At 65.6% G+C, this 12,447-nt stretch carries 13 protein-coding genes and 1 pseudogene; 9 read left to right on the forward strand and 5 right to left on the reverse strand.

Annotated features, from left to right (window positions below):
* Positions 1 to 174 precede the first annotated feature (174 nt).
* The 4 genes from LKE06_RS05525 (at position 175) to LKE06_RS05540 (ending at position 4,074) form a co-directional block, all read left to right on the forward strand.
* A complete protein-coding gene (locus tag LKE06_RS05525; RefSeq protein WP_227997542.1) occupies positions 175 to 336 on the forward strand; it encodes a hypothetical protein in 162 nt (53 codons plus the stop codon).
* Positions 337 to 832: 496 nt separating this feature from the next.
* Positions 833 to 2,158 carry an IS630 family transposase gene (locus LKE06_RS05530; protein WP_227997543.1) on the forward strand — a complete coding sequence of 442 codons (1,326 nt, stop codon included), beginning with the start codon at positions 833 to 835 and terminating at the stop codon, positions 2,156 to 2,158.
* Between the two features lie 71 nt (positions 2,159 to 2,229).
* Positions 2,230 to 3,654: an alpha/beta hydrolase gene (locus LKE06_RS05535; RefSeq protein WP_227997544.1), complete on the forward strand. Its 1,425-nt coding sequence runs from the start codon at positions 2,230 to 2,232 to the stop codon at positions 3,652 to 3,654.
* A gap of 114 nt (positions 3,655 to 3,768) precedes the next feature.
* Positions 3,769 to 4,074, forward strand: a complete 306-nt coding sequence (locus tag LKE06_RS05540) for a DUF1905 domain-containing protein (protein ID WP_227997545.1) — start codon at positions 3,769 to 3,771, stop codon at positions 4,072 to 4,074.
* A 9-nt stretch (positions 4,075 to 4,083) separates the two neighbouring features.
* Here the strand turns inward: LKE06_RS05540 and LKE06_RS05545 are convergent, their stop codons facing one another.
* A complete protein-coding gene (locus tag LKE06_RS05545) occupies positions 4,084 to 4,410 on the reverse strand; it encodes a hypothetical protein (protein ID WP_227997546.1) in 327 nt (108 codons plus the stop codon).
* Positions 4,411 to 4,860: 450 nt separating this feature from the next.
* Here LKE06_RS05545 and LKE06_RS05550 point away from each other — a divergent pair, with 450 nt between their 5' ends.
* Positions 4,861 to 5,652 (forward strand): alpha/beta fold hydrolase, encoded by a 792-nt coding sequence (locus LKE06_RS05550; protein WP_227997547.1) that lies wholly within the window; start codon positions 4,861 to 4,863, stop codon positions 5,650 to 5,652.
* 19 nt (positions 5,653 to 5,671) lie between these two features.
* On the opposite strand, the gene LKE06_RS05555 is transcribed toward LKE06_RS05550, so the two are convergent.
* The 3 genes and pseudogenes from LKE06_RS05555 to LKE06_RS05565 all read right to left on the reverse strand — a co-directional run.
* Positions 5,672 to 6,313, reverse strand: coding sequence for a TetR/AcrR family transcriptional regulator (locus LKE06_RS05555; RefSeq protein WP_227997548.1), 642 nt, complete (start codon positions 6,311 to 6,313; stop codon positions 5,672 to 5,674).
* A 4-nt stretch (positions 6,314 to 6,317) separates the two neighbouring features.
* A complete protein-coding gene (locus LKE06_RS05560; RefSeq protein ID WP_227997549.1) occupies positions 6,318 to 7,082 on the reverse strand; it encodes a crotonase/enoyl-CoA hydratase family protein in 765 nt (254 codons plus the stop codon).
* Positions 7,079 to 7,354, reverse strand: a pseudogene (locus tag LKE06_RS05565) (hypothetical protein); the annotation flags it as partial. The gene LKE06_RS05560 and the pseudogene LKE06_RS05565, both read right to left, overlap by 4 nt.
* Positions 7,355 to 7,475: 121 nt before the next feature.
* Between LKE06_RS05565 and LKE06_RS05570 the strand changes: the two are divergent.
* From LKE06_RS05570 to LKE06_RS05585, 4 genes are all read left to right on the forward strand, one after another.
* The gene (locus LKE06_RS05570) at positions 7,476 to 8,237 is read left to right on the forward strand and encodes a crotonase/enoyl-CoA hydratase family protein (protein ID WP_227997551.1); all 762 of its coding nucleotides are present in this window, start codon (positions 7,476 to 7,478) and stop codon (positions 8,235 to 8,237) included.
* A 161-nt stretch (positions 8,238 to 8,398) separates the two neighbouring features.
* A complete protein-coding gene (locus tag LKE06_RS05575; protein ID WP_227997552.1) occupies positions 8,399 to 9,505 on the forward strand; it encodes a glycoside hydrolase family 183 protein in 1,107 nt (368 codons plus the stop codon).
* Positions 9,506 to 9,656: 151 nt separating this feature from the next.
* On the forward strand, positions 9,657 to 10,922 hold the full coding sequence (locus tag LKE06_RS05580; RefSeq protein ID WP_227997553.1) for an erythromycin esterase family protein: 1,266 nt from the start codon (positions 9,657 to 9,659) through the stop codon (positions 10,920 to 10,922).
* Positions 10,923 to 11,109: 187 nt separating this feature from the next.
* Positions 11,110 to 11,811, forward strand: a complete 702-nt coding sequence (locus LKE06_RS05585; protein ID WP_227997554.1) for a class I SAM-dependent methyltransferase — start codon at positions 11,110 to 11,112, stop codon at positions 11,809 to 11,811.
* 7 nt (positions 11,812 to 11,818) lie between these two features.
* Here LKE06_RS05585 and LKE06_RS05590 read toward each other — a convergent pair whose 3' ends face one another.
* Positions 11,819 to 12,424, reverse strand: coding sequence for an alpha/beta hydrolase family protein (locus LKE06_RS05590; protein WP_227997555.1), 606 nt, complete (start codon positions 12,422 to 12,424; stop codon positions 11,819 to 11,821).
* Between the last annotated feature and the right edge of the window lie 23 nt (positions 12,425 to 12,447).

The raw sequence follows: 12,447 nt of genomic DNA on the forward strand, positions 1-12,447 counted from the left end.
CCGCCTGATCCGCACCGTGCAAGTCGCCGGGCACACCATACCGGCGAAGGACACCACGAAGCAGCCGACGCCCAAACCGTCCAAACCCCAGCCCTGACCACCTGCCACTATCCCCGGGTGACGTCGATATTCGTCTGGACTTACCTGCTCACACCATGATTCGGGGTCATCCGGATGTCCCAGGACAGCAGCATCCGAATCAGTGATGCCACCGACCAGGATGCCCGCATCTGCCTGGACCGCTTCGCCGGACGCGCCTACGCCGCGCAATCCCTGCGCGCCGACCTCTACCGCTTCACAGTCGTCATACTCACCAACACCACCGAAATCGAATGACGCAGGACGACAACGATAACCACTGCGCAGATCGGCCATGCGAGCGAATTAGCGAGCGATCCAACCCGACGCGGCGCGGGTCGTACCAGCGGCGCGTCGCGCCATGCCAGTCACACCACCCAACCGACTTCCCGCGCGAAGGCCGCGCCTGGGCTGCCTTCGCGCACCTGATATCTCGTGGATGGATCAGGTTCAGTGGCGATAGCCCACCTTCACTGGCAACGGACAGCATCGATGCGGCCACACCAACGTCGATCATCTGGCTTTGGTCGCCGATCGACACCACCCGTCCGCGAATTTCGACACCACCCGACTCGGCAGCGGGGCATTACGGCGGGTCCTTCTTGGTCCGGATGCAGGGATTGGCGTTTCTCATCCCGCCGCCGAAAGACCCGCCCCTCAGCTCACACCCCGCCCGATGTCACCAACCTCATGCCCCACAACAACTAGTGTCCTGGTCCTGAAGTTTTCGCCATAATTCTCTATAGTGTTGTGGGTGGTGGGTTCTGGGTGTGTCGGTGAGTTCGTTCTCGATGACGGTGAGCGGGATCAGTTGGTGGCGTGGTCGTTGGGTTCGTCGCGGTTGGCGGTGCGGGCCAGGATCGTGCTCGCCTGCGCCGAGCCTGGGGTGGTTTACGCGCGGTTGGCGGCTGATCTCGGTGTGTCGGCGATGACGGTTATCAAGTGGCGCAAGCGATTTGCTGTATCACGGCTGGACGGGTTGCGTGACGGTGAGCGTGGAGGGCGGCCGAAGACCGCCCTGGTGTTGTCCGATGCCGAGCGTGAGCAGTTGACGCGTTGGTCGCGTCGCGCGAAGACCTCGCAGGTGTTGGCGTTGCGGTGCCGGATCGTACTCGCCTGCGCGCAGGGTGCGTCGAACAAACAGGTCGCTGCCGATCTGCGGGTGACCGAGTCCACGGTGGCCCGCTGGCGGGCGAGGTTCGTCGAGCAGCGTTTGGGAGGGCTGGTCGACGAGCCGCGTCCCGGACGGCCTCCCTCGATCCTGCTCGACCAGGTCGAAGACGTGGTGATCGCGACGCTGGAGCAGACGCCACCGAACGCGACGCACTGGTCACGGACCTCGATGGCCGAACGAACAGGGTTGTCGCGCACGACGATCGGACGTATCTGGGGAAAGTTCGAGCTCAAACCCCATCTGGTCGACGGGTTCAAACTGTCTACCGACCCGCGATTCGTGGACAAGGTCGTCGACGTCGTCGGTCTCTATCACAACCCACCGGAGAAGGCCGTGGTGCTGTGTGTCGACGAGAAATCCGGGATGCAGGCCCTGGACAGGTCCCAACCGGTACTGCCGATGATGCCCGGCATGCCCGAACGACGCACCCACGACTACGCCCGCCACGGTGTCAGCGACCTGTTCGCGGCATTCGACATCGCCGACGGCACGGTGATCTCGAAAATCTACCCGCAGCACCGCGCCGTCGAGTTCAAGGAATTCCTGATCGCGATCGACAAGACAGTGCCCGCCGAACTGGACGTGCATCTGGTGTGTGACAACCTCGCCACCCACAAGACCCCGGCCATCACAGCATGGCTGGACAAACACCCCCGTTTCCACATGCACTTCACCCCGACCGGCTCCTCATGGCTCAACCAGGTCGAACGCTGGTTCGGATTCCTCACCGACCAACTCCTACGCCGTGGCGTCCACAAAAGCGTTGCCGCACTGGAGAAAGACGTCCGCGACTGGATCACCAACTGGAACCAGAACCCGAAACCATTCACCTGGCGCAAGACCGCCGACGAAATCCTCGACTCCCTCACCAAATATATGGCGAAAATTTCAGGACCAGGACACTAGCACCGGGGAGTGAGTCGCAATCGGCCGCTGGGGTGATGTGGGTTGCCGTGCTTCGCGGTGACTATCTAGGTATGCATCTGCGTCGCAACATATTCTGTGTGCTGTCGGCGGCCGTGATGGTCGCACTGTCAGCTTGTGCCTCGTCGGCCGATCCGGTGCCGACGTTGGACTGGCAACCCTGTCGTGAGAATGCCGAATTCGATTGCGCGACAATCGCTGTACCGGTCGACTGGGCGCGGCCGCGGGGGGCGACGATCGATGTCGCGGTGGTGCGGGAACAAGCCGGTGATGTCGAACGCAAGGTGGGGACGCTGGTTTCGCTGCCGGGTGGGCCGGGATCGTCCGGGGTCGATGAGATTCTGCGGGGTGGGAAGTTCTCGCCGCAGCTGCGGGAGCGGTTCGATATCGTCAGCATCGACCCGCGTGGCGTGCAGCGTAGCCACCCGGTTCGCTGCGATAGCGGGCTGGTCGCGAGCCAGCCGAATATGGTACCGGACGCCGGTGGGCGGATCGAGGAAGTGCGTTCCTACGCAAGGGATCTCGCGGATAGCTGCCGAACCTACACCGGGCCGTTGATCGATCATCTCGACGCGGCGAGTGTGGCGCGGGACGTCGATGCGCTGCGCGCGGCGCTGGGCGAGGACCAGCTCACGCTCTACAGCCGGTCCTATGGCACCATGCCCGCCCAGGCCTATGCGGAGCTGTTTCCGAAGCGGTTGCGTGCCTCGCTGATGGACAGCGTCGACGATCACAGCCTGGATGGACGCGAGTTCCTTGCCTCCGAGGCACGCGCGGGTCAGGACACCTTCGACGAATTCGCCGCCTGGTGCGCGCGGGAGGAGCAATGCGTTTTGCACGGCGCCGACGTGCATCAGATCTACGGCGAGTTGTTCGCGAAGGCCGGACGCGACGAACTGCTGTTCGCGGACAAGCCACTTGGCTCGCTCGAATTGAGTCAGAAGGTCACCCAACGACTCTATGCGCCCGAATGGTCGCGGCTCGCAACGGATTTGAAGACGCTGATCGATCAACCGGCGAGCAGCCCCGTGCCGCCGACCCTGGCCCAGCGCTCCGGCGAGCCGACGCCGATGCCGCAGCTAGCGATGTGTTCGGACTGGCGATTCGATATCGAGGATCAGCAGGACTGGCTGCGACTCTGGCACGAACAGAACACCAATGCACCCACCTTGCGCGCCCATTTCGCTTGGGGTGCGGGCACTCTCTGCTCGGGCTGGCCGATCGCACCGCAAAACCCCCAGCACCACCCCGACATCCGCGATGGCGCACCGATTCTGGTCATGAACTCCCTGCACGACCCGGCGACACCGCACGAGTGGGCAACCCAGGTCGTCGCCGATACGCCCCGTGCCGCCCTGTTGACCTACGCGGGCTGGGGTCACGGGGTCTACAACCGCACCCGCTGCACCACCACCGCCGCTGACGAGTACTTCATCACTCTCACCCTCCCGGCCGAATCCAGCTGCGCACCCAGCTGACCAACCGGTAGCTCGCCGACATCCCGGAGTGCTGTGGCGAGCGCCGCGAACGTGGAAACGGTGCGCTCGTACCGACCCCGCGAATCTGTCAGTGCCCGACGTTAGAGTCACCTCGTGGCTGGTTCGCGGTACTCGTTTACGGCGCGGATGTGGGAGCACACCGGGCAGGGCTCGTGGCATTTCGTGGACCTGCCCGAGGGGATCGCCGATGAGATCGAGGAGATGTATAGGCATCGGGCCGGTGGGTTCGGGGCGGTGAGGGTGGAGGTGACCATTGGCGGGAGCCGCTGGTCGACCTCGCTGTTCCCCGATAAGTCCCGGTCCACCTATGTGCTTCCTGTCAAGAAGCCTGTGCGGATGGCCGAGGATCTCATTGCCGGGTCATCGGCGCGGATCGAGCTGGTTGTGATCGCGCGATGACCTCATGTCTCAGTTCGGCGTGAAGCAGTCGCTCACAACCTTGGAGGTGGCCTGGCGGGCCTTGTCCGCGTCTTCCTTGCTCATACCGAAGGACTCCGGATCGGCGGCCTTGGCGTCGTATTCGCCGCCGATCATGGTTCGCAGGCCGTCTTGCGAGATGCCCTGGTCCACATAGATTTTCGCCGCGCAGTCCGCGAACTTCTGATCCTGCAGGCCCTTGTCCTGCAGCGACTTCGACAGCGCCGCGGGTGTCACCGGCGCTGCCTCCTTGTCGCTACCGCATGCCGTGAGTACCGGCAGTGCGACGAGTGCTGTGGCAATCAGGATTATCCGCACCTGACTCCTCTTTTCGGTTCGATCGTGAGAGATATCGGCCGCCGCGCAGGCGCCGCAACGATAATGCCCCACCGCGGTAAGTCATGGCCGACCGAGTCGAATCCCGGTCCGGCGCAACAGGTCGCAAATCCATGGCCGCGCGCAACCCGGTGACGAGTCGTTCGAGCTCATCGGCGGCCATTTCGTCGACCCGTTCGGCCAGCCGGCCAGGATAGATGCGTCCGATATAGCCCGCCCGGACCCAGCCGTGCCGGTGCACGGTCACCGCGAGAATGTCCCGTGGTCCTCGTCTAGCATCTCGGCTGCGACGAGCCACTGCCGCGACGACTCATCGACCGATCTCGGCGATCCAGGGCCACCGACGGCCGCGGTGCGATCGCGAACTGATGGCTGGTGACTGCTGTTATTGTGATCGCATTCGGCCGAGCGCGAGAAGCGGGGATCCCCGGGATGACGACGCTGAACCACTACCGGACCGGCACCGGCGAACCGTTGGTGTTGGTGCACGGAATCGGCAGCCGGTGGCAGGTGTGGGAGCCAATCATCGACACCCTCGCCGAATCCTTCGACGTCATCGCGGTCGACCTGCCCGGGTTCGGCGACTCCACCGCCATCGCGCACACCACCGTCGACACGATCACCGACGCGCTGGCCGACTTCCTCGCCACCGCCGGTATCGAGCGACCACACCTGGCCGGTAATTCGATGGGCGGGCTCATCAGCCTGAATCTGGGCGCACGTGGACTCGCCCGATCGGTGACCGCATACTCCCCGATCGGATTCTGGGACACCCCCGGCCGCATCTGGTGCCAGCAGTCGCTCGGCAAGTCGAGGGCGCTGGCCGCCAGGATCCGGCCCGCGTTGCCTGCGATCTTCGGCACCGCCGCCGGCCGAACCACCTTCCTCGGCCTAGTTTTCGGCAAGCCGTGGTCGGTCTCCACGCAGATCGCCCTCGACACGGTAGGCGGCGCGGTCGACGCAGCGGGCTTCGATGACGCGCTCGCCTCGTTCGCCGAGGCCGAACTACACGAAATCGGTAGTCTCGCAGACGTGCCCGTCACCATCGCTTGGGGCAACCGCGATGTTCTGCTGACCTACGCGACCCAGAGTCGCCGCGCCCGCGCCGTGCTGCCGAATGCCGCGCACGTAACCCTGCGCGGCAGCGGCCACACGCCGTTCTACGACGACCCCACCGGCTGCGCGAAAGCCCTCCGGGACACCATCGCTCGCTGCCCGCAGTAGTGGCACGCTGAACTTTCGACTACCCCGGCGGCGGTTGCGTAAGAGTTCCGGGGTCCTGGCTTCCGAGCAGAATCGCGACCGCATTTCGCCAACGGTGCCGCAGAATTCGATTGCGGTCGATATCGCCGGTCAGCAATGCGCGCATGGCCATACCGGTCATGATTTCGATGGTGAATTCGGTGATCGTCGGAATGCGTGGGTCGTCGGGGAATTCCTGACGGAAGATATCGCGAATGCTGTTGTGCATCAGGTCGAACAGTCGATGCTCCAGCGGCAGGAATGCGGCGAGCAATTCCGGATCGGTGCGTGCCCCCACCCACATTTCCAGTGCGGCAAGGAAAGTGGGGCCGCTGAGCATCCGCATGGTGAGTTCCACCGCCGTCTCCAGCCGATCGGAACCGAGCTCAATCGCCTCGAATTCCCTTGTCAGCTGGCCGAATCGCTGGTTTGCGACGTGCTCGACGGCGCCGGCGAGCAGATCGGCCTTGGTCGGAAAGTGGTGCTGCAGTGTGCCGCGCGGGACGGCGGCTCGTCTCTGCACCTCCAGGGTGGTGGTGCCCGCGTAGCCGACCTCGATGAGGCTCTCGACCACCGCGTCCAGAAGTCGCGTTCGCATACGCGAGCGGCGCTGCGCCTGCGTCTCCCGGACGCGCTCGGTCATGACCTCAGCGCCCCTGCCACTGCGGTTCACGCTTCTGCGCGAAGGCCAGCGCCCCCTCGGCGGCATCTTTGGACAACAGTGCGGGCAGGGCGATTTCGCCCTGCTTGGCGAAGGACTCGGCGACCGTCCACTCGGGCGACTCATCGATGATCCGCTTGCTGGCCGCTACCGACAGTGGTGCGGCCGCAACGATTTCGGCGGCCAAATGCAGGGCACCCTCCAGCGCGGCGCCGGGTTCGGTGACGCGATTGACCAGGCCGAGCTGGTAGAGCCGTTCGGCGTCGATGCGCCCGCCGGTCAGCGCGAGTTCCGCCGCGATCGGCCGAGGCAGCCGCTGCGACAGCCGCAGCACACCACCGCCCGCGGCGACCAGTCCGCGCCGCACCTCGGGAATGCCGAACTGTGCGTCGCTCGCGGCGACGATCAGGTCGCCCGACAGCGCCAGCTCGAAACCACCGGCGAGCGCGAAACCCTCGACCGCCGAAATCATCGGCTTCAGCGGCGGTTTCGCGGCGATGCCGAGCGGCCCACGGCGCTGGGTCATCGGCATCTCACCCTTCGAGGCCGCGACGAGATCCATTCCGGCGCTGAAGGTTCCGCCCGCGCCGGTGAGCACGAGCACGCGCGCCGAGTCGTCGGCCTCGAACTCGTCGACGGCGGCCTCGATCGCCTGCGCGGTGGCCAGATTGATGGCATTGCGGGCCTCGGGGCGGTTGACGGTCAGCACGGTGACGGCGTCGCGCTGTTCGATCAGTACCAGGTCGGTCATCGGACGGTCCTCTCGGTGAGCAGGGTGAGTTGGTTGGCGGCAGTGATATCGACACCCGCGCCGAGCGGGTCACCATCGGTGAACACCGCGATGGTTTCGGCATCCGACGCACGCAACAGTATCCGCGCGCCAGCCGGGTTGAGCGCACTGACGATCACGGCGACCGGGAAGCAGGAGTACAGGTCGACGTGCGCGACGTCGTCGATGCCGATGCCGATGCCGATGCCCACGGCCGATAGCGCGGCCGCACCGGCTGCGGCGATGGCGGGCGAGGCGCCATCCCGCTGGCAGCATATGGTCCTCCGCTCGGCACATCCGGAGTTACCGTCAGCATTGACGGTAAGGCGCACAACGGCATCTGGACGCGAACTGACTCACGGATAAGATTTGATAATGGGCAGTGATATCGCGCTGCGACTCGACGGCAACCGCGCCTACGTCACGTTGGACCGGCCGGACAAGCACAACGGCCTGACCATCGACATGTTGCGCGGACTGATCGATACCGCGCACACCATCGCCGACCGCGAGGACATCCGCGCGGTCATCCTGTCCGGCAACGGCCCCAGCTTCAGCAGCGGGCTCGACATCGGCAAGACGACCGGCGACCCGCTGGCCATCGTGCGCAGCTTCTTCCCACTGCCCTGGCGCGGCACCAATACCTTCCAGGAAGCGTGCTGGGCCTGGCAGCGGTTGCGTGTGCCGGTGATCGCGGCGGTGCACGGCCGCTGCTACGGCGGCGGCCTGCAGATCGCGCTGGCCGCCGACTTCCGATTCGCGACACCCGACGCGGAATTCTCGGTGATGGAGGCCAAACACGGCCTGGTCCCGGACATGACCGGCGCCGCGACCCTCTCGCGCCTGATCGGCATCGACAAGGCTCTGCTGCTGACCATGACCGCCGACACCGTGGACGCGCCCTACGCCGAACGGATCGGCCTGGTCACCGAGGTGACCGCGGACCCGGTCGCGGCGGCGGAAAGGCTCGCCGATCGCATCGCGACCCGGTCGCCGCACGCCGTCGCCGGCGCCAAACGCCTCTTCGACCGCTCCTGGCAGGCCGGCGCGCGACGAACTTTCGCGATCGAGCGGGCGACGCAACTGCCGTTAATTCTGCGGCTGGCCGCCACGCGGGGCAAAAAGTCGGCGACGTAACATCCGACTTTCGAAGACCTGTGGTGCATGCCACCACCATTTCCCCGGATTCACTGTTAACATTTCCCACGATTTGCCAGCCAGTCGAAATATGGCACGAAACACACAAAAGGCATGTGTGTATCGGTCTATTTCGGCGAGAAACGGGAGGGCTCCAGACTTTGAACAAGACCGCATCGATCCTGCTGTCCACGCTGGCGGGAGCATCGGCCTTGCTCCTGGTGGCGACTACCCCCGCCTCGGCGAACCCAAACACCATCAACCCGATTCCGGTTCTCAACGGCACCAACGGGTTGCCCAACCTGGTCGGGCGCAGCCGAGCGGTATTCCAGGTCACCGGCATGGCCAGTCCGAACAACACCCAGGCATACAACATGCTCGGCACCGATCTCGGCATTATGTGGGACAACGGCAACGGCGAAATGCTGACGGCCTTCGGTGACACCGCGGGCCTCGGGCTTCCGAACCTGCTCGCAGGCAGCATGTGGGCATGGCGCAGCAATGTCCTGGTGCGTAGCCACACACAGGACCCGGCCAGCGGTATCTACTTCGACAGCGTTGTGCGCGACGTATTCGGCCAGGCCCGCGACCTGATTCCGAGCCCGAAAATCCCGTTCATCGAAATCAGCCGCATTCCGACCGCCGGTATCGCGGTCAACGGTGTTCAGTACATGAGCCTGATGTCGGTGAAGAGCTGGGACGACGCCGGTCAGTGGACCACCAACTTCTCCGGCATCGCCGCCTCGGGCGATAACGGCGAGACCTGGGCCGAGCTGCCATCGACCCGGCGCCCGAACGAGGGCGGCAACGCCAACTTCCAGATGAACTCCTACCTGAAGGACGGCGGATACCTCTACGTGTACGGCACTCCGTCGGGGCGCAATCACTCCGCCTACGTCTCCCGCGTACCCGAGGGCGATGTCGCCAACCTGGACGAGTACGAGTACTGGGACGGCGGCCGATGGCGCAAGAACGACGTCAACGCGGCCGCGCCGATCATGTTCGGCGTCGGTGAAATGTCGGTGATGTACAACTCCTACCTCGGGCAGTTCATCTCACTGACCACCGATCCGTTCGATTCGGTCGTCATGCGGCGTGCGCCCTCGCCGGCAGGCCCGTGGAGCGATCCCGAAGTTTTGATCGATACGCGCGAATTGCCCAGCGCGTACGCACCGTCGATCTTCCCGTACCAGACCGGCCGCGACCTGTACTTCCTCACGACTGTGCACTCCCAGTACAACGTCATCTTGATGCGCTCCACGCTGTAATCGGGGCATCGCGGTAGTTCCGCTTCGATTCGACGAGCCGGGATCCTGTGCTGGATCCCGGCTCTCGTCGTTCCGAGCACGGACGGCTTGACCTCAACAACACTTCATGTATGAGTCTTGCCTCATCAACCGTTCGACCTGGGAGGAAAACGTGGCTACCTCCGCCGCCGCATCCAGCAATATCAATGAATCAGCCGACGCCAGTGGACAATTGCGCGACTGGCTGCGCGCGAACGCGCGTCCGGTGACCGAAACCGATGCCGACTTCGCCGGACCGGATCTCACACCACTGACCGACCGGCTCGGCGTCGCGAAGATCGTCGGATTCGGCGAGTCGACCCGGTTCTCCCGGCAGGCCTTCGGGCTTCGTCAGCGCGCCTTCCGCGCACTTGTCGAACAGCACGGCTTCCGTGCGCTGGCGATTCAGGACAGCGCGCGTTCTGGTGAACGCTGGGACGACTACGTGCGTACCGGCGCAGGCGACCCCGAAACAGTGCTCGCCGACGCGTGGCGGCCGTGGCGATCAGCAGAGACGGTCGCCGTGCTGGAGTGGATCAGGGCGTTCAATCAGGCACACCCCGGCGATGAGGTCCGCGTCTTCGGCGTGCGGCCGCCACACGCGGAACCCGCCGACTACGACGCGGTGTCCGACTATGTGCGGCACGCGGCGCCGCAGTTGCTCGCCGCTCTCGAATCGCACTACGCCCCGATCCGCACCGCCCATCGGATCGACGAACACGTGCAGCGCCACCAGGGTATTCACCCCGGCCGCCGGTTCGTCGAGCACGCCGAGGACGCGGTCGCACTGCTCGAGGGAGTACCCGAATCCACCGCACGCACTACCGCGCTCACCCACGCCCGATCGATCCTCGCCTTCCATCGCGACAGCGTCGCCGGCCAGGGCAGCTTCGCCCGCGACGAACGCACCGCCGCCGACCGGATCATCAAATGGCATCGCGACACCGGCGCCAAGATCGCCTACTGGGACGGCATCGCGCACACCGCCGGGCTCGCCCTCGGCGTGGGCGGATCGAACGCGGGCGCGTTCCGGGGCCCGGGCAGCTACCTGCGTGCCCTGTTCGGCGATGACTACGTGTCGGTCGCGATCGGATTCCATCACGGCGATCTCGGCATGGCCATTGCCCCCGATCCGGCACCCGGCCTGATCGACGCGACGCTCGGCACCGTGGATCTGCCCGCGTTCTATGTGGACCTGCACGTCGACGGCCCGGATTCCGTGGACGACTGGCGGCGCGGTGCCGCCGAGGCCCGCACGATCAGCGGAATCTACGACCCGTCGAAGGACGCGGACGCGAAGATCGCCGTCACCTCGTTACTCGACGCATTCGATGTCCTCGTTCATATACGGGAAACGACACCGCTGCACTGGCTGCCGGAATTCGCCGCGCGGCAGTGACGTCCAGGTACAGACGAGCACCCCTATCGCAGCCGCGAACACCTTGGCGATGCCGGCACCGACGCCACACGCGCTTGCGATCGGTGAACTCCAGGGGGCGTGCCTACCTGACCCGACGACAGCCTCGGCCGTGCGGAACCGGCCATAGGCGGCGCGGGTGAGCGGCACAGGCCAATAGACTCGCGGTATGGAGGCGGCCGACTGGGACGCGCGGTATGCGCAGGGTGAATTGGTCTGGGGCGCACCGCCGAATAGCACGGTGGTGGAGCACGTTTACGGGCTGGAGCGGCGCATACCGCTGCGGCCCGATACCCCGGACAGCGCCGCGCCCGGCCTACCGCGCGCGCTCGACCTCGCCTGCGGCGAAGGACGCAACACATTATGGTTGGCGACCCACGGCTGGCAGGTGCACGCGGTCGACTATTCACAGGTCGGTATCGACAAGGGCCGTACGGTCGCGACCCGGCTGTCGCGGTCGGTGCGCGGCCGCATCGCCTGGCAGTGCGCCGATGTCACCGACCTCGACGCCGCCGACATCACCGGCCCATACGAACTCGTCCTCATGGTTTTCCTGCACCTGCCCGCCGACCAGCGCCGGATCCTGGTGCGTCGCACGGCCGACCTGCTTGCCCCCGACGGCACGCTGCTGATCCTCGGCCACGACGTCATCAATCGCACCGACGGTTACGGCGGGCCGCAGGACCCCGAAGTCCTCTTCACTCCCGATGACATCGTCGCCGATCTCGCCCCGGTTTCCGACCGCATCCGGGTCCACATCGCCGAACGCGTGCTGCGCCCCACCGAAAGCCGCGACGCCATCGACGCACTTGTGGTCGCGACCAGACCGGCCCCGGTCATGCCGAGAGCAGAACTCGAACCACCCGGCTGAGCCGCGCTCACCGGGGCAGATCGGCCCATCGGCGCAGCCACGGCGTCACGGCATCGGCGATTTCAGTGAACCCGCTGCGGAACGAATGCGGCTGCCCCGCAATCACTTCCAGCTGCGCCACGTCTGCGGCGGCCGGAATACCGAACGGATCTCTCGCCCCATTGATCACCAGCACCTCGATACCGCCGGTCGAGCGCAACTCATCGACTCTGGTCTTCTCGGGTTTGCCCGGTGGATGCAGCGGAAACGACAGCGCGACCACCCCACTCGCCGCCGCGACACGCGCGGTGCGGCACGCCACCCGCGCGCCATTGCTGCGCCCACCCTGGATCATGGGGACCTTTCGGACTCGCGCCCGCAGGTCCGCGACGATCTCGAGCCACGCCGCGTCCTGTTTCACGGCCGATCCCGGCGCGCGGCGACCGGCAACCCGGTACGGCTGCACTACCCGCGCGACGGCACCACCGAGTTCCAGTGCGCAATCCCGTACTGTCAGAAGGTCTTTCGCATCCACACCGCCGCCGGAGCCGTGCGTGAGCAGCAACAGGAAGGCGGGCTCAGGTGGTTTGTCGAACTCGATCTCGGCGGGTCCGGCGCTCGTCTCGATTCGCACAACTCAACGGTAGCGCTCCCGCA

This window comes from Nocardia australiensis (assembly GCF_020733705.1).
GTDB lineage: Bacteria > Actinomycetota > Actinomycetes > Mycobacteriales > Mycobacteriaceae > Nocardia > Nocardia australiensis.

What these genes read in the sequence shown, in the direction of transcription:
- LKE06_RS05585 (WP_227997554.1), top strand. Translation starts at nt 11,110, where the DNA reads ATGGAGGCGGCCGACTGGGACGCGCGGTATGCGCAGGGTGAATTGGTC.
- LKE06_RS05525 (WP_227997542.1), top strand. Translation starts at nt 175, where the DNA reads ATGTCCCAGGACAGCAGCATCCGAATCAGTGATGCCACCGACCAGGAT.
- LKE06_RS05550 (WP_227997547.1), top strand. Translation starts at nt 4,861, where the DNA reads ATGACGACGCTGAACCACTACCGGACCGGCACCGGCGAACCGTTGGTG.
- LKE06_RS05535 (WP_227997544.1), top strand. Translation starts at nt 2,230, where the DNA reads ATGCATCTGCGTCGCAACATATTCTGTGTGCTGTCGGCGGCCGTGATG.
- LKE06_RS05570 (WP_227997551.1), top strand. Translation starts at nt 7,476, where the DNA reads ATGGGCAGTGATATCGCGCTGCGACTCGACGGCAACCGCGCCTACGTC.
- LKE06_RS05560 (WP_227997549.1), bottom strand. Translation starts at nt 7,082, where the DNA reads ATGACCGACCTGGTACTGATCGAACAGCGCGACGCCGTCACCGTGCTG.
- LKE06_RS05555 (WP_227997548.1), bottom strand. Translation starts at nt 6,313, where the DNA reads ATGACCGAGCGCGTCCGGGAGACGCAGGCGCAGCGCCGCTCGCGTATG.